This window comes from Salinivibrio sp. ES.052 (genome assembly GCF_900141775.1).
Taxonomy (GTDB): Bacteria; Pseudomonadota; Gammaproteobacteria; order Enterobacterales; family Vibrionaceae; genus Salinivibrio.
In genome coordinates, this window is the sequence record NZ_FSRI01000001.1 from 324502 (window position 1) to 341076 (window position 16575).

14 protein-coding genes and 1 tRNA gene are annotated in these 16575 nt (G+C 47.6%); 13 read left to right on the forward strand and 2 right to left on the reverse strand.

The window, feature by feature from the left end; all coding sequences use genetic code 11:
* Positions 1-25: 25 nt before the first annotated feature.
* From BUQ98_RS01540 to BUQ98_RS01550, 3 genes are all read left to right on the forward strand, one after another.
* On the forward strand, positions 26-1081 hold the full coding sequence (locus BUQ98_RS01540) for a response regulator (RefSeq protein WP_074212182.1): 1056 nt from the start codon (positions 26-28) through the stop codon (positions 1079-1081).
* A gap of 149 nt (positions 1082-1230) precedes the next feature.
* Complete coding sequence (gene rfaH / locus BUQ98_RS01545) at positions 1231-1731, forward strand: transcription/translation regulatory transformer protein RfaH (RefSeq protein WP_074212183.1); 501 nt, start codon at positions 1231-1233, stop codon at positions 1729-1731.
* Between the two features lie 63 nt (positions 1732-1794).
* Positions 1795-3030, forward strand: a complete 1236-nt coding sequence (locus tag BUQ98_RS01550; protein WP_074212184.1) for a GGDEF domain-containing response regulator — start codon at positions 1795-1797, stop codon at positions 3028-3030.
* A gap of 88 nt (positions 3031-3118) precedes the next feature.
* Here BUQ98_RS01550 and folD read toward each other — a convergent pair whose 3' ends face one another.
* Complete coding sequence (gene folD, locus BUQ98_RS01555; RefSeq protein ID WP_074212185.1) at positions 3119-3979, reverse strand: bifunctional methylenetetrahydrofolate dehydrogenase/methenyltetrahydrofolate cyclohydrolase FolD; 861 nt, start codon at positions 3977-3979, stop codon at positions 3119-3121.
* Between the two features lie 309 nt (positions 3980-4288).
* Here folD and BUQ98_RS01560 point away from each other — a divergent pair.
* From BUQ98_RS01560 to BUQ98_RS01605, 10 genes are all read left to right on the forward strand, one after another.
* A tRNA-Arg gene (locus BUQ98_RS01560) sits at positions 4289-4365 on the forward strand.
* Positions 4366-4712: 347 nt separating this feature from the next.
* A complete protein-coding gene (gene tig, locus BUQ98_RS01565; protein ID WP_074213541.1) occupies positions 4713-6017 on the forward strand; it encodes a trigger factor in 1305 nt (434 codons plus the stop codon).
* A 278-nt stretch (positions 6018-6295) separates the two neighbouring features.
* Positions 6296-6919 carry an ATP-dependent Clp endopeptidase proteolytic subunit ClpP gene (gene clpP, locus BUQ98_RS01570; RefSeq protein ID WP_074212186.1) on the forward strand — a complete coding sequence of 208 codons (624 nt, stop codon included), beginning with the start codon at positions 6296-6298 and terminating at the stop codon, positions 6917-6919.
* 144 nt (positions 6920-7063) lie between these two features.
* Positions 7064-8341: an ATP-dependent protease ATP-binding subunit ClpX gene (gene clpX, locus BUQ98_RS01575; protein ID WP_074212187.1), complete on the forward strand. Its 1278-nt coding sequence runs from the start codon at positions 7064-7066 to the stop codon at positions 8339-8341.
* Positions 8342-8478: 137 nt separating this feature from the next.
* A complete protein-coding gene (gene lon / locus BUQ98_RS01580) occupies positions 8479-10851 on the forward strand; it encodes an endopeptidase La (RefSeq protein ID WP_074212188.1) in 2373 nt (790 codons plus the stop codon).
* Between the two features lie 189 nt (positions 10852-11040).
* Positions 11041-11316, forward strand: a complete 276-nt coding sequence (gene hupB / locus BUQ98_RS01585) for a nucleoid-associated protein HU-beta (RefSeq protein ID WP_074212189.1) — start codon at positions 11041-11043, stop codon at positions 11314-11316.
* A 169-nt stretch (positions 11317-11485) separates the two neighbouring features.
* The gene (gene ppiD, locus BUQ98_RS01590) at positions 11486-13366 is read left to right on the forward strand and encodes a peptidylprolyl isomerase (RefSeq protein WP_074212190.1); all 1881 of its coding nucleotides are present in this window, start codon (positions 11486-11488) and stop codon (positions 13364-13366) included.
* A gap of 171 nt (positions 13367-13537) precedes the next feature.
* Positions 13538-13840, forward strand: a complete 303-nt coding sequence (locus BUQ98_RS01595) for a ComEA family DNA-binding protein (protein WP_074212191.1) — start codon at positions 13538-13540, stop codon at positions 13838-13840.
* Positions 13841-13947: 107 nt separating this feature from the next.
* Positions 13948-14550, forward strand: a complete 603-nt coding sequence (yfbR, locus tag BUQ98_RS01600; RefSeq protein ID WP_074212192.1) for a 5'-deoxynucleotidase — start codon at positions 13948-13950, stop codon at positions 14548-14550.
* A complete protein-coding gene (locus tag BUQ98_RS01605; protein ID WP_074212193.1) occupies positions 14537-15895 on the forward strand; it encodes an anti-phage deoxyguanosine triphosphatase in 1359 nt (452 codons plus the stop codon). Before yfbR ends, BUQ98_RS01605 begins: the two co-directional genes overlap by 14 nt.
* Here the strand turns inward: BUQ98_RS01605 and BUQ98_RS01610 are convergent.
* A complete protein-coding gene (locus tag BUQ98_RS01610) occupies positions 15885-16508 on the reverse strand; it encodes a tRNA-uridine aminocarboxypropyltransferase (protein WP_074212194.1) in 624 nt (207 codons plus the stop codon). The two genes, BUQ98_RS01605 and BUQ98_RS01610, sit on opposite strands and share 11 nt — an antisense overlap.
* Positions 16509-16575: the final 67 nt, after the last annotated feature.

The following is a 16575-nucleotide window of genomic DNA, read 5'->3' on the forward strand; positions in this document are numbered from 1 at the left end:
CTTTGCAGTCCTGGAGGAGAGCGTCGTGTTGCATAATAAAGAAGTGTTAATTGTTGAAGATGATCCCGTCTTCAGCCGGATGATCGCATCTTTTCTGGAAAGAGAGGGAGCGATAGTCAGAGAAGTAGAAAATGGCTTGGAAGGGTTGCAGGCATTAAGGCAGTCGATTCCCGATCTACTCATTAGTGATCTATCCATGCCAGTAATGACAGGACTTGAGTTTGTTGAGGAAGTCAGTCTCGAATACCCTATGTTACCTATGATTGTGATTTCTGGTACGGGGGGAATGACCGATGTCGCCCAAGCCCTTCGGTTTGGAGTGAAGGATTTCTTGATCAAGCCGATTGAAGATATCCGTGTCGTCAAAAAAGCGATAGAAGCGGTAATTGATGATGCTAACGATGATGTACATGCTAACGATGATTTTAGCCAGCAGTGGTTTAAAGTCAGTGAGGATGCGGATCGTGGTGCATCTGAAAGCGAGTTGAAGTGGCACCTCGATGCGTTACGCCATAATCCGGGGAGCGCACGTGAGTTACTCATGGGACTGATGCCAGAACCTGACTCTCAACAAGGTGCATGGCGCTTATCCTATCACTCCCTGCAATCGGCTGATGCGAACCCGATTGTTCTTGATTATGCTTGGCTTCTGGGCGGTAAAATGGCGTTTTACGTCGTAGATTCGGCATCTGCCGAAGAAGATGGCACGGCGACGACCTTGATGATCCGCGCATTCTTTAATGACTTTGTGCGATCAAGTGACGTCAATGAAAGGGGGTTTCTTACCTTAGTTAAACGTATTGAGGACGCGATTCGCGCGTCAGCTTACACATCACCGGTGCGTGCTATGTTTGGTGTTCTGAGTACCGCCGAAAATCAACTCGACATTCTGCCTGCAGGTCTGAAAGCGACGGTCGATAGTTGCGGAACAACGAGTTTGATGCATAGCGAGCATTGGTTGGGCCGTGATGCCTTTAGCAGTCAATTCCAAACCGTAGATATGCAATCGGGAGATGCGCGTGTGTCGTTAAATGAAGTGGGCCTGAATAGCTTCAGCGTTGATATCCAAAAGATTGCTTAATACTCAAACCGTTAGATGCATTCCTCAATAAAAAGGGGCTAATGTCGTCGCTTCGTCATTAGCCCAGCTTGCTGCTCAAGGTTAACCTCCGTATACTCACGTCGCTTTAGGCAACTACCAACGTCGATAGACTTCAGGGACAGACCGACATGAAACATTGGTATTTACTTTATTGTAAGCGCACTGAACAACAACGTGCGGAGCAAAACTTGAAACGACAAGGGGTTGACTGTTACTACCCTATAGTCACGGTTGAAAAGCTGCGTCGAGGAAAGTATCAGCAAGTTGAAGAGCCCTTATTTCCTAACTATGTTTTTGCCTATTTTGATCCCGAGTGTGTTCAGTATACGTCTGTTCGCTCTACGCGCGGGGTGGTGGATTTTGTCCGTCAAGGTGCCTATCCGGTAACCGTGGATCTTGCTCTTATCCAGCAGCTTATGGTGCTGGAAGACAGTGATGAGCAACGAGAAACCTTGCATCAAGGCTTTAAGCCTGGCCAGCGTGTGACGGTTGAGTATGGTCAATTTGCGGGCGCGGAAGCGATTTTTAAAGAAAGAGACGGCGAGAAGCGCTGTATCTTATTAATAAAAATGCTCAACAGACAAACTGAGCTTTGTGTTAATAACACAGATATCAAAGCAGCTCATTAGCTCAACCGCTCAATTTGGCTGCTACACTCGGTAGTCAGTGTCTCAGTATGAGGAGGCGGCCGGTTGGAGTCTGTATTTATCGTTGAAGATAGCCGTTCATTTAGAATGCTTGCTGAGCATGAAGTGCGTCAGTGTGGCTTTCACCCTGTCACTGCGACATGCCTGACGGAAGCCCAAGCGGTTATCAATCACACCACTGATTTTATGTGTGCGGTACTCGATTATAATCTGCCTGATGCCCAACATGGTGAGATTATCGATGTTTGCTTATCCGTGGGCTTGAAGGTCATTGTCCTCACCGCTTCTCAAACCGAAAAAGTTCGCGCGAAAATTCTCGCGAAGCCTGTCATTGACTATGTACCCAAAGACAATCGCCATTGTATTCAGGCTGTTTGCTCCTTACTGACTCGCCTTTCTCGCAATAAACGTCACCATGTCTTGGTGGTGGATGACTCGTTTTCACTGCGTAAGCACATCGTAACACTGTTAGAACGGCAGTACTTAACAGTGCTCGAAGCTAAAGATGGTGAGCAGGCATTAACAATATTGGCACAGAAGCCCGATATCTCACTGATTATTACCGACTATGAAATGCCCAAAGTCGATGGGCTCCAATTAGTCTATGCTATCCGAAAAAGAGAAACGGAATTAACTCAGGCGATTATCGGCTTATCAGGGCATAACGAGAGCGCGTTGACTGCGCGCTTTCTTAAAGCCGGTGCCAATGATTACCTGACTAAACCTTTTAATCAGGAGGAGTTTTTCTGTCGCGTACATAGTTGCCTTGATGCTATGGATAATGAAAGGCGGCTATTCACTTTGGCCAATACTGATTTCTTAACCCAGCTGTGGAATCGGCGTTATTTTTTTGAGCGTAACGAACAGCTTCCCGATGAGGCATGTAAGCACTTAGCTATCATTGATGTTGATCATTTCAAACGTGTAAATGACGAGCACGGCCATCATACAGGGGATGATGTGTTGATTGAGGTTGCAAGTATGCTAGCAATGCATTGTCCGGATGATAGGGTCGCACGCCTAGGTGGGGAAGAATTTGGGATCTTATCACAACGTAAGTTGACCGCCTTTACGCAGTCTTTAGAAAACTATCGCCAAGCTGTTGCGGATCGCGTTATGACGGTGACAGATCTTCCTCTTCGCATTACGGTGAGTATTGGTGTTGCGTCTCGCTCTGGAAATTTGACCGAGCTTTTGCTCTTAGCCGATAAAGCGCTTTATCAAGCGAAAGCGTCAGGCCGTAATCAGCTCGTGGTATTCGATAACAGCGACACCCAGTAGCAGATCAAAAAGCGTGTTGTTGATAACGATGCATGTGAATGGCATATACGCAATAGATGAGAGAGTCTTGCAGACCCTCTCCATCGTTTTAGTTTGCGTCGTGGTATTGCTCGCATGCCATTAGGGTGTTTTCAATCAGGGTCGCGACTGTCATCGGTCCCACACCGCCGGGAACGGGGGTGATATGGCTGGCTTTTTCATAAGCGACATCGTATTCGATATCCCCCATTAGCTTACCGTCATTCATACGGTTTATTCCCACATCAATCACGATTGCACCGGGTTTAACCCAGTCGCCAGGAATAAACTTGGGCTTACCAACCGCAACCACTAATACGTCGGCTTGGCGCACATGTGTTTCTAAGTCTTGAGTAAAGCGATGGCAGGTCGTAGTTGTACAACCGGCGAGTAAGAGCTCTAGTGTCATCGGGCGGCCAACAATATTGGATGCACCAACCACCACTGCATGTTTCCCGCGTAAAGGAACATTATAACGATCGAGTAGCGTGATAATGCCTTTTGGGGTGCATGATCGCAGCGTTGGCATACGCTGACATAAGCGACCAACATTATAGGGATGGAAACCATCTACATCTTTATCAGGGCGGATCCTCTCTAACACAGAGGTAGAATCAATGCCGGCAGGTAAAGGAAGTTGCACCAAAATACCGTCGATACTGTCGTCGTGGTTTAACGTATCAATGAGAGAAAGCAACTCGTGTTGTGAGCAAGATGCGGGAAGGTCATAAGAGCGTGATACAAATCCAACTTCGTCACAGACGCGGCGTTTGCTACCAACATAAACGTGTGAGGCGGGGTCTTCTCCTACCAAGATAACGGCCAACCCTGGCGCTCGGCGCCCTGCTTCAGTACGGGCGGTGACGCGTGCAGCGACCTCACGACGCACGGTTTGCGCGATCAGTTTTCCATCAATCAGTTGTGCGGCCATAACGATCCTTTGGCTAAAGCAATGTTGGGTATTATTGTGACAAAAATCGTGGCTGAAATCTATTACGCAAACGTTTGCTTTGAGTGATTGAGGCAATAACAGGACGATTTTGTATGTGATTAAGGCGCATACCACCCGAGATGCGCATCAAGAGTCGGCGATCTAGCTTGTTTCATTGCTTCGTGAAAAATCAGTCAGTATTCGCCCGGCAACAAAATGACGCGCTTTTGAGCAAACAAGTCAACATTTTAGGGAAAAGCGTTGACGGGGCCCAACGTCGCTTTATAATCCACGCTGCACATCAATATTGCGCCCTTAGCTCAGTTGGATAGAGCAACGGCCTTCTAAGCCGTGGGTCACAGGTTCGAATCCTGTAGGGCGCGCCACCTTTCACATATGTGCTTTCCGCTTTTCAGGCCTTTTGGGTTGCTTTAAAAATAATCAAACGCACACAAAACCGTAAAAACTGTGATCTTTAGCGGTTGAATTGTGAGATATCACCCCAATTTCAATATTGAAACGCCATCGGTCGCCCCTTGTCTCGACTCAGTTGACGGGTGCCGCTATAATAGCGCGTCTTAATTTTCAGTCTCGGATGAGATAGCTCGATACGCCAATTGCGTGTATCCGGATTCGCAGGGGCTATGACGGATTCATAGCTCGGATGATGCCACCAGAAAATACTGGTAAACATCACTCAGTACCCCTGAGTAAATTTGAGGTTAAATTTATAATGCAAGTTACCGTTGAAACCACCGAAGGCCTAAAGCGCCAAATGACCATTACAGTGCCTGCTGCAAACATTGATGATGCAGTCACTAAAGAGCTACGCAATATCGCTAAGAATCGTCGTTTTGATGGTTTCCGCAAAGGTAAAGTTCCATTGGCGATGGTGTCACGTATGTATGGTGATACCGTACGCCAAGACGTACTGGGCGAAGTGATGCAACGTCATTTCATTGAAGCGATGATTCAAGAGAAGGTTAACCCAGCGGGTGCACCAAGCTTTACACCAGTTGAAAATGAAGCAGGCAAAGATTTGGTGTTCAAAGCTGACTTTGAAGTCTATCCAGACGTCGAGTTACAAGGCCTTGATGGGATCAAAGTAGAAAAGCCAACCGCTGACGTTCAAGAGAGCGACGTTGACGAAATGTTGACAACCCTGCGTAAACAGCAAGCAAGCTGGGCAGACGCCGAGGGTGAAGCGAAAGAAAACAGCCGCGTGACCCTAGACTTCGTGGGAACTATCGACGGGGAAGAGTTCGAAGGCGGAAAAGCAGAAGGCTTCCAGCTAGAGATGGGTCAAGGTCGAATGATCCCTGGCTTTGAAGAAGGCCTTGTCGGTAAGAAAGCGGGTGAAGAATTTACTATTGATGTGAACTTCCCAGAAGACTACCACGCTGAAAACCTGAAAGGTAAAGCGGCCCAATTTGCGATTAAACTGCACCAAGTTGAAGAGCAAGCGCTACCTGAGCTAACTGAAGAGTTCGTTCAGCGTTTCGGCATTGCTGACGGCAGTGTTGAAGGTCTGAAAGCAGAAGTTCGTAAGAACATGAATCGCGAGCTTAAGCAAGCGATCAAAAACAAGGTAAAAGAGCAGGTACTTGACGGTTTAGTTGAGCAAAACCAAATCGACGTACCGTCTGCCTTGATTGAGCAAGAGATTGGAGCACTACGCCAGCAAGCGGCACAACGCTTTGGCGGCAACATGGATAGCGCTTCTCAGCTACCACGTGAGCTGTTCGAAGAGCAAGCGAAACGCCGTGTAAGCGTCGGTCTTCTGCTTGGGGAAGTGATCAAGTCAGAAGAGCTTGAAGCTGATGATGAGCGTGTTAAAGCACTGATCGAAGAAATGGCGTCTGCGTACGAAGATCCATCAGAAGTTGTCGCTTACTATGAGAAAGACGAAAAGCTGATGGAAAACATGCGTAACGTTGCGCTTGAAGAGCAAGCTATTGACGCACTGCTAGCCAAAGCAACAGTGACTGAAGCCGAAGTCGGTTTCAGTGACCTAATGAACGCTTCTCAGCAAGCGTAATTCAGGTTAAAAAACGTTAGTGTTGCATTGACACTGCGTAAACGTATCTGCTTACAATGGCCCTAATGACTTGTCATTTGGGCCATTTTTTCCATCTGTTGGTCTGAATGATTGGCCGTTTATCATTGGATAGCGAGAGCCATTTTTGTAGCAAAAACTCTCGGTGGATCATTAAGCTGCGTTCATCGATATAAGATTTTAGTGACCTGTTACAGCGTTTTGTGCTAAACCTTGGTTAAGGCAAGAGTTATAACGAATTCGATTAGGGATATTACGCTATGAGCCATCAAGATAAAAATGCCATGCCGCCAATTATGGACGCACTTGTCCCTATGGTGGTGGAACAAACCTCGCGCGGTGAGCGCTCTTACGATATATACTCTCGCCTGCTAAAAGAACGCATCATCTTCCTGACTGGGCAAGTGGAAGATCAAATGGCTAACTTAATAGTGGCGCAGATGTTGTTCTTAGAGTCTGAAAACCCTGAGAAAGATATCTATCTGTACATCAATTCGCCGGGCGGAGTGGTCACTGCAGGCATGGCGATTTACGACACCATGCAATTTATTAAACCCGACGTCAGCACCCTTTGTACGGGACAAGCCTGTTCAATGGGCTCTTTCTTGCTGGCGGGTGGCGCGAAAGGCAAGCGTTATTGTCTGCCAAACTCACGTGTGATGATTCACCAGCCACTAGGTGGTTTCCAGGGCCAAGCGTCTGATATTGAGATCCATGCCCAGGAAATGATTAAAACGAAGCACCGCCTTAACACCATATTGGCTGAGCATACTGGCCAGCCGATGGAAGTAATCGAGCGTGATACTGACCGTGATAACTTCATGGCTGCGCAAGAAGCGGTGGATTATGGCTTGGTTGACGCCGTATTGAGTCAACGAGACTAAACCCGATAGACCACAGAGCCTTGAAATGAGAAAAACTTCACTCATGAGTCAAGGCTTGATGGTTGTTGGGTCGGAAAAAGTGGCCGATTTGTTGTAAACTCAACATAAGGCAACGACGGGCAAGTGCCCCAAAGAGGTTAGCGAATGACAGACAAGCGAAAAGACGGTGGAAGCGGAAAGCTGCTTTACTGCTCATTCTGTGGTAAGAGCCAACACGAAGTTCGCAAGTTAATTGCTGGACCATCGGTCTACATTTGTGATGAATGTGTTGATCTGTGTAATGACATTATTCGTGAAGAGATCAAAGAAGTTATGCCGAAGCGCGAAGGTGATGCATTGCCTGCGCCAAGCGAAATTCGAGAGCATCTGGACGATTATGTTATTGGTCAAGAGCAAGCGAAAAAAGTGCTTTCGGTTGCGGTATACAACCACTACAAACGCTTGCGAAACGGTGATAAGAGCGCAGATGGCGTTGAGCTAGGTAAGAGTAACATCCTGCTTATTGGCCCAACGGGTAGTGGTAAAACGCTATTGGCGGAGACCCTCGCGCGCTTTTTGGATGTGCCATTTACGATGGCCGATGCCACGACACTGACTGAAGCCGGTTATGTGGGTGAAGACGTCGAAAACATTATCCAGAAACTGCTGCAAAAGTGTGACTACGATGTTGCTAAGGCAGAACGCGGTATTGTTTACATCGATGAAATCGATAAGGTGTCTAGAAAATCAGACAATCCGTCTATTACGCGTGACGTCTCCGGTGAAGGGGTGCAGCAAGCGCTGCTAAAACTGGTTGAAGGGACAGTTGCGTCGATCCCTCCGCAAGGTGGACGTAAGCACCCACAGCAGGAGTTTCTCCAGGTTGATACCTCGAAAATCCTATTTATTTGTGGTGGCGCGTTTGCTGGATTGGATAAAGTCGTCGAGCAACGCGTAGATACAGGCTCTGGCATTGGTTTTGGTGCGCAAGTTAAAGGTGCCACAGAACGATCCGCTGACGAATTTTTCGGCAAGGTCGAACCAGAAGACATGGTTAAGTATGGTTTAATCCCTGAGTTTATCGGGCGTTTGCCAGTGACAGCGGTGCTTAGAGAGCTTGATGAAGATGCGTTAGTGCAAATTCTTCGTGAGCCCAAAAACGCGTTAACCAAACAATATGGTGCGTTGCTTGAGCTCGACGGCGTTGAACTCGAGTTCCGGGACGATGCACTGCGTGCGATTGCGAAAAAAGCCATGACACGCAAGACAGGTGCACGTGGCCTTCGTTCTATCGTGGAAGCGGTGTTGTTGGATACGATGTACGACTTACCCGCAATGAAAGACGTGAGTAAGGTCGTGATCGACGATTCAGTGATCCGAGGTGAATCAGCGCCTCTACTGATGTATGAACACACTGATAACCAAGTAGCAGGCGGTGAGTAGCGCTTATCACTTGTTTTATCAGCGATAAAGAAAAGGGAGTGACAACTCCCTTTTTTATTTTCTGACGGTGAAGCCGTTGAAACCTGTCCAACAGACCCCATATACTCTTAATCAGATTGAACGGAAGAGAGAAGCATATGAACTTGGAGCGTTCCGAGCGCATTGACATTCCGGTGCTGCCACTTCGGGATGTGGTGGTTTATCCTCACATGGTAATCCCGCTCTTTGTGGGAAGGGAAAAGTCGATACGCTGCCTTGAAGCGGCGATGGACAATGACAAACAGATTCTATTGGTTGCGCAAAAAGATGCAGCAACTGATGACCCCAGTATCTCAGATTTATATACCGTAGGTACGGTAGCAACCATCCTTCAGCTTCTTAAACTTCCAGATGGCACAGTAAAAGTCCTGGTTGAAGGGATGCAACGTGCAAGCATCGATCAGTTTAGTGAAGATGATTTCTTCACTGCTCAGGCTGATTACCTGAACACGCCGAGTTTGGATGAACGAGAGCAAGAAGTTCTCGTTCGAACGGCGATCAGTCAGTTTGAAGGCTTCATTAAGCTCAACAAAAAGATCCCACCTGAAGTGTTAACATCGCTGAATGGGATTGAAGAAGCCGCTCGGTTGGCTGATACCATCGCTGCGCACATGCCGCTGAAGCTTGAAGATAAGCAACAAGTCCTAGAAATTGTAGATATTTCTGAGCGTCTTGAATATCTGATGACCATGATGGAATCAGAAATTGACTTACTTCAGGTTGAGAAGCGGATCCGTGGCCGTGTCAAAAAACAGATGGAAAAGAGTCAGCGCGAGTATTATCTCAACGAGCAAATGAAAGCCATTCAGAAAGAACTGGGTGAGCTGGATGATGCGCCGGATGAGTTTGAAACGCTGAAGCAGAAAATCGAAGAATCAAAAATGCCGCAGGAGGCGCGGGAAAAAACCGAGCAAGAGCTGCAAAAGCTAAAAATGATGTCTCCGATGTCGGCAGAAGCCACGGTAGTACGCAGCTATATTGACTGGATGATCAGTGTGCCATGGGCAAAACGCTCAAAAGTGAAGAAGGACTTAGCCCGTGCAGAAGACGTGCTGAATGCGGATCACTATGGCCTAGAGCGAGTCAAAGACCGGATTTTAGAATATCTTGCGGTTCAAAACCGGATGAAGAAACTTAAAGGTCCTATCCTTTGCTTGGTCGGTCCACCAGGAGTGGGTAAAACCTCTTTAGGTCAATCTATCGCGCGTGCCACGGGACGGAAGTATACGCGCATGGCATTGGGCGGGGTACGTGATGAAGCGGAAATTCGCGGTCACCGCCGTACTTATATTGGCTCGCTTCCAGGTAAACTGATCCAGAAAATGTCCAAAGTCGGTGTGCGTAACCCGCTGTTCTTACTGGATGAGATTGATAAAGTCTCCTCTGACATGCGTGGCGATCCGTCATCAGCTTTGTTGGAGGTCCTCGACCCAGAGCAAAACAACGCTTTTAACGATCATTACTTAGAAGTGGATTACGATCTCTCTGATGTTATGTTTGTGGCGACGTCAAACTCCATGAATATTCCCGGCCCCTTGCTGGATCGCATGGAAGTGATTCGTTTATCAGGTTATACCGAAGACGAGAAGCTGAATATTGCTAAGCGTCATTTGATTGATAAACAGGTTGCACGTAATGGTCTTAAGCCGCATGAAATCACTATCGAAGATTCAGCGATTATTGGCATTATCCGTTATTACACGCGTGAAGCCGGTGTTCGTAATTTAGAGCGTGAAATTTCGAAGCTATGTCGTAAAACGGTTAAAGAAATCTTGCTCGATAAAGATCTTACCCAGGTCACGGTGACTAACGACAACCTCCAAGATTATTTGGGAGTTCGGCGTTTCGACTACGGCAAAGCGGATGAGCAAAACCGTGTCGGTCAGGTAACGGGCCTTGCTTGGACCGAAGTCGGTGGTGATTTGCTGACTATCGAGACAGAGTCTATGCCAGGTAAAGGTAAGCTGACACATACCGGTTCGTTAGGCGACGTGATGCAAGAATCAGTGCAAGCGGCGATGACCGTGGTGCGTAGCCGTGCTGAGAAGCTGGGTATCAATAGCGACTTTTACGAGAAGCGTGATATTCATGTCCACGTCCCAGAAGGCGCAACGCCCAAAGATGGCCCAAGTGCGGGCATCGCGATGTGTACTGCCTTGGTGTCAAGCTTAACCGGTAACGCAGTGCGTTCCGATGTCGCGATGACGGGAGAAATCACCTTACGTGGTGAAGTGCTTCCAATTGGCGGCTTGAAAGAAAAATTATTGGCAGCGCGTCGCGGTGGGATTAAAACCGTCGTGATTCCAAAAGAAAACGAGCGTGATCTAGAGGATATTCCTGACAATGTGAAAGAGGCGTTATCGATTCACCCAGTACGGTGGATTGACGATGTGTTGACCATTGCGTTGGAGAATAACCCACTCGGTATTGAGTTAGTGAACGCTGAAAAGAGTGACATGCAGCAAAATTAAGCAACCTAAAACGCTGACGGACCGTAAAAGGCTTGTCAGCGTTTTTTTTGCTCGCTAACGTTACTTTGAGTTATTGCCTGCATGGGGCGGGCAAGCGCGCTTTCAACGTCTTTCGTCGACAAAGCGTCTGTTATTGAAAACCGCAATCCTAATAGAATTTGCGGAGATGTAATCTAAGGGGATGAAAAAGTGAATAAGTCGGAACTGATTGATCATATTGCAGAAGGTGCGGATATCTCTAAGGCCTCGGCGGGCCGCGCACTGGATGCTTTCGTAGACTCTGTCTCTGAAACACTGAAATCAGGCGATCAAGTCGCGTTAGTGGGTTTTGGTACCTTCTCAGTGCGTGAGCGTTCGGCACGTAAGGGCCGCAACCCGCAAACGGGCGCTGAAATCGATATTGCAGCAGCAAAAGTACCTGGCTTTAAGGCCGGTAAAGCGTTAAAAGACGCAGTGAACGATTAATTATCACGTGACTCCGTACCGAATTATTCGCGTTTGACAGGGTGTTGGAGCTGCAAAGCCACTAACAACCGCGTATAATTCGACGCAGAAGAGCGTAAAGGCGCATCAAACGATGCGCCTTTTTAGTTGAAAAATAACCAACCCAAATCAGTTGGAGTACCGGCCAGTTATGATGGAACGTATACGCGAAGGCACCAATAGTCTTGTGGTGAAGATCATTTTAAGCCTTATTATCTTTTCCTTTGCTTTTGCCGGTGTCGGCAGTTACCTGGCAGGGGGCTCCAACCCGCCTGCTGCAACCGTAGGTGATAAAGAAATCAGCCGTGCTGAACTGGATCGCGCCTATCAAAATGAGCGTGCGCGTATGCAACAACAAGCAGGAGAGCAATTCAATCAGCTGCTTGGTAATCCAGAGTACGTGAAGCGTTTTCGTCAAAATATTCTGGATCGCATGGTCAATGATTTGCTTTTGGAGCAAGAAGCAAGCAAGTTGGGCTTACGTGTCAGTGATGAGCAAGTGAAAGCCGCGATTCGAGCGATGCCTCAATTCCGTCAGTCTGGTCAGTTTAATAACGAGCGTTATCAAGCGGCATTACGTCAAACTGGCATGAGTGCAGATGAGTTTGCTAACTACATGCGTACAGACTTGATGCGCCAACAGTTGGTTAATGGCCTGCAAAGTACAGCCTTCGTATTACCTAGTGAGTTAGAAAGCCTGTATCGTCTCGAAGCGCAGAGTCGTGAAGTGCGTACCATCACTTTATCGGTTGATACTTTCGCGGAGAAGGTGACATTGAGTGATGAAGAGCTCGAGAGCTATTATCAAACCAATCGCGATGACTATGTTCAGCCGCGTATGGTGAAAGTCGCCTATGTAGCATTGACCGGTGACAGTTTGGCAAGTGATATTCAGATCTCGGATGATGAGATCAGTGCCTATTATCAAGAGAATCAGTCACAGTATGGCTCGCAAGAACGACGAAAAGTCAGCCACATCTTGATTGAAGGCACTGGCGATGAAGCGAAAGCGCGTGCACAGGACGCGTTAGAACGTCTTAATCAAGGTGAAGCATTTACAACACTGGCAAAAGAAGTGTCTGATGACACCTTTAGTGCAGAACAAGGCGGTTCACTAGATTGGATCGAACCTGACGTGATGGATCCTGCGTTTGAAAAAGCCGCTTATGGGCTTAACAGTAAAGGGGACATTAGCGGTCTAGTTCAATCTGACTTCGGCTTTCATATTATTCGCTTAGATGATATTGACCCGGCTGACGTGACACCTTTAGCTGAGGTTAAAGAGGATATTCGTCAAGCGCTGCAGCAAGCGCATGCTGCGGATCGTTTCTATGCCCAAACGACAAAACTTGCTGAAGTGGCGTTTGAAGAAGCAAATGGTTTAGAGCCAGCGGCCGATGCCATCAATGCGACTGTGCAGTTCACCGATTACTTTGCGCCAGAAAAAGCGAAGGGACTGATGGCACGCCCTCAAATCCAGCAAGCGTTGGATAGTTATGACGTGCGTGAAAACGGCCTCAACTCTGAGCTTATTGAGCTGTCAGGTGAGCACGCTATTGTCGTTCGACTTGACGATGTGAAACCCGAAAAGCAGTTAAGCTTTGCGGAGGTTAAAAGTCAGGTCCGTGATACGCTCGCCGCGGAAAAAGGACGAGAGCAGGCGCAAGAAAAAGCCAATGCATTGGTTGCACAGCTAGAAGAAACTGGCGAGTTGGGAGATGGCGGTTACGCATTCAGTAAGGCACAAATACTCAACCGCGTGTCTCAGCAACAAGCGATTGCAGAGCGTGCTTTCTCACTACCTCAGCCAGAACAAGTAAGTGCTAGCTATGGTGTGACTCAGGATGAACAAGGCAATATCGTTGTGGTTGCACTGGACGATGTTATCGATCCTGAAATCCCTGATATTAGCCCACAAAGCCAGATGGCATCTCGTGTCGCTCGCGCGATGAGCAATATGTCTTTGTCGGCAACATTGCAAGCATTGCGTGATGAGGTAGATGTTACCTATGCAGAATCAGGTTCACAGTAATAAATTATCCTGTCATCTAGCAGAGTGAGACTTCTCTCGCATTAGATGATGTGAACAAACAAAAACGGCGTTAGGGTTTTGTCCTGCGTCGTTTTTCTTTTATCGGTACCATGCAATCGCTTAAGCGTGACAGTAGGGTGGGGATGAACTTAATCAATAAGGAACTAGCCCATGAAGCACGTATTGTCCAGTATCATGTTTGTCTTGGCATTGATAACTTCCCCTGTTGTCTTGAGTGCTAGCCAAGATGAAGCGCAAGTATCAGAACAAGTGGAAAGTCATTCAGTGAATATCAACACGGCGAGCGAGCAGCAGTTATCAGAACTACTCAACGGTATTGGCCCTGCGAAAGCCAAAGCCATTATCGAGTATCGTCAAGCTCATGGTGAGTTTACCTCGCCAGATAATTTGACGGACGTGAAGGGGATCGGTCCATCGACACTGGAGAAAAACCGCGACCGAATTAAAGTGTAATGATGAAGCTAGCGCAAAGGGGCTTAGCTCTTTGCGCTAATAATACTTGTGTCTGTCCGTCTGAATGCACACAATGTAAGCGATGTGTAGTACGGTAGCAGGATGCAATGACTCAAAAACAAAGCCACTTTTTTGCCCACCTTGCGCGAATGAAGCTGATTTACCGTTGGCCGCTTATGCGCAATGTTTCCGCCGAAAATATTTCCGAACATAGCTTACAGGTTGCCTTTGTGGCGCATGCGTTAGCATTAATCAATAACAAACGTTTTGATGGACATTACCAGCCGGAGCGCATTGCGGTATTAGCCATGTTTCATGACTGCAGTGAGGTGATCACTGGTGATTTACCTACTCCAGTGAAGTACTTTAATCCGTCGATTGCTGCCGAATATAAAAAAATTGAAAAAATGGCGGAGAAAAAGCTCATAGCGATGCTGCCTCCGGAGCTACAAGACGAGTACAGCGGTTTGATTGATTCTGACCATATCGACTCTGATGATTATTTGTTGGTTAAACAAGCGGATATCTTGTGTGCGTACTTAAAATGTTTGGAAGAAATTGCAGCAGGTAACCATGAATTTGAACAAGCGAAGAAGCGACTCGAAACATCACTAGAAAAACGGAGCTCACCGGCGACGGATTATTTTATGGCCACGTTTGTTGATAGTTTTACTTTATCGCTTGATGAGATCAGTGATGATGGATTTTAAACTCCCCGAGACCTGGCAGACACGCCAGATGACCAATGAGAACAAAAAACGTCGACACGATAAACGTACCGCTTATCAGCGCGATCGTGCTCGTATTTTGCACTCGGCAGCTTTTCGACGCTTACAAGCGAAAACACAGGTGTTAGGGGCCGAGCACAGTGACTTTTATCGGACACGTTTAACGCACTCGCTGGAAGTGTCACAAATCGGTACTGGGATTGTTGCTCAGCTTAAAGAAAAACAGCCTGAATTTCGCCCGTTACTACCTTCAACGGGATTGATGGAGAGCTTGTGCCTCGCTCACGATATCGGTCACCCACCTTACGGTCATGGTGGCGAAATCGCATTAAATTATATGATGCGAAATGATGGTGGGTTTGAAGGCAATGCCCAGACATTTCGGATTGTGACGTTACTTGAACCTTATACGCAACATCATGGCATGAATCTGGCGCGCCGTACCTTGCTGGGCGTGATGAAATATCCTGCCTTTATTAGCGCCACGCACAATGGTTCACAGCCAGAGCCAGTCAGAGACTTTCGTCACCTCAAAGCGCGTGATTGGCAGCCTGCGAAAGGTATTTACGATCATGATAGTGTGCGCCGAGACTGGGTGCTTGAACCGTTCAGTGAGGTGGATCGGGCGTTATTTTTGACGTTCAGGGAGAACACGCCCGCTGACCAGCACCGTAAAACACGTTATAAGTCGTTAGATTGCTCGATTATGGAGCTGGCGGATGATATCGCCTATGGTGTTCATGATCTGGAAGATGCGATTGTCATGGGCTTGGTGACGCGTGAGCAATGGCAAGAGGCTGTGGCAAGCTATATCGCTGAATGTGGTGATCCTTGGTTAGAGGCCAATATTGGTGAGCTGAGTGAGCAAATGTTCGGTCCACCGTATGAGCGCAAAGATGCGATTGGCGCCTTGGTCAACACCTTGTTAACGTCTGTTGAGGTCTCACCGACGGTGCAAGATGGCACCCACAGTTTTACCTCCCCTTTGTTAGCGTGGAACGCGTATTTAACCGAGGTGATGGCCGGCGTACTTGAGGTGCTGAAGCGATTTGTCAGCCAGTTTGTGGTGCAGCAGCCAGAGCTTCAGGTGGTTGAGTATAAGGGTCAGCAATTAGTGATGGAGCTGTTTGACGCTTTTGCCTCTGATCCTGAACGTTTGTTGCCTAAAGACTATCAACAAGATTGGTTAATGGCGCGAGCTGCGGGCGAATCGGGCATGCGCGTGATTGCCGATTACCTTTCGTCGATGACAGACAGTTTTGCGCAAAAGTTATATAGCACGATGTTCACCGCCGCGAGCAACGGGCCTGTGTATGCTATTCGCTAGGACGGTTTGTACTGTGTGATGAGGGCATAAAGGCAAGCTGGCGGGCTATCATCGTCTCAAAGCTTGCCAATAAGGGCTGATAATGTTCACTGTTACCGCTGAGCTCGCTGAGTGCAGTAAACCCGGCTTCTAGAGTGGAAAGGGCCCCTAGTTTTGCACTTTTGCGGATGGTGTATTGGCTAGGCGACATGGGAGTGATATTTACTGTTGGTAAATCATGGAGATTCTTTGACAGCTGATACATCTTGTACGCTTTTTTCCATGTTCCATCGAGTAAGATGATCCCCCACGGCCTCTCTCGATTATTGTCCTCGACAGGTTGCTCGGTAAGCGATGACAGTGAGATGGCATGTTCGCCCGGGTATAACACTGCATAGCGGCGCTGGGTCTGTGCGAGTGTTTCATTAAGCGCACCGTGTTCACTAAAATTTTCTCCTATCCAACGCTCACAATTGTCTAGCGCTAAACTGAGCAAGCAAGCGCTATTCTTGGGATGTGAGACCTCATCGGGATGCTGCAAGATAATCACTGGGATCGAGTTCGTGATCGGTGTGATAGCATCGCATACGCAAATGGCTTTCGCTTTGTGGCAAGAAGAGCAGTATCGAGACATGATGGTCGCTGTTTGATAACGGAATCAAGCAGCGTTTTACCGCTGCTTGATAGGAAACGCAAGTGTC

Coding starts and splice junctions, on each gene's coding strand:
- rfaH (WP_074212183.1), top strand. CDS start 1,231: ATGAAACATTGGTATTTACTTTATTGTAAGCGCACTGAACAACAACGT.
- folD (WP_074212185.1), bottom strand. CDS start 3,979: ATGGCCGCACAACTGATTGATGGAAAACTGATCGCGCAAACCGTGCGT.
- tig (WP_074213541.1), top strand. CDS start 4,713: ATGCAAGTTACCGTTGAAACCACCGAAGGCCTAAAGCGCCAAATGACC.
- clpP (WP_074212186.1), top strand. CDS start 6,296: ATGAGCCATCAAGATAAAAATGCCATGCCGCCAATTATGGACGCACTT.
- clpX (WP_074212187.1), top strand. CDS start 7,064: ATGACAGACAAGCGAAAAGACGGTGGAAGCGGAAAGCTGCTTTACTGC.
- lon (WP_074212188.1), top strand. CDS start 8,479: ATGAACTTGGAGCGTTCCGAGCGCATTGACATTCCGGTGCTGCCACTT.
- ppiD (WP_074212190.1), top strand. CDS start 11,486: ATGATGGAACGTATACGCGAAGGCACCAATAGTCTTGTGGTGAAGATC.
- BUQ98_RS01595 (WP_074212191.1), top strand. CDS start 13,538: ATGAAGCACGTATTGTCCAGTATCATGTTTGTCTTGGCATTGATAACT.
- yfbR (WP_074212192.1), top strand. CDS start 13,948: ATGACTCAAAAACAAAGCCACTTTTTTGCCCACCTTGCGCGAATGAAG.
- BUQ98_RS01605 (WP_074212193.1), top strand. CDS start 14,537: ATGATGGATTTTAAACTCCCCGAGACCTGGCAGACACGCCAGATGACC.
- BUQ98_RS01610 (WP_074212194.1), bottom strand. CDS start 16,508: ATGTCTCGATACTGCTCTTCTTGCCACAAAGCGAAAGCCATTTGCGTA.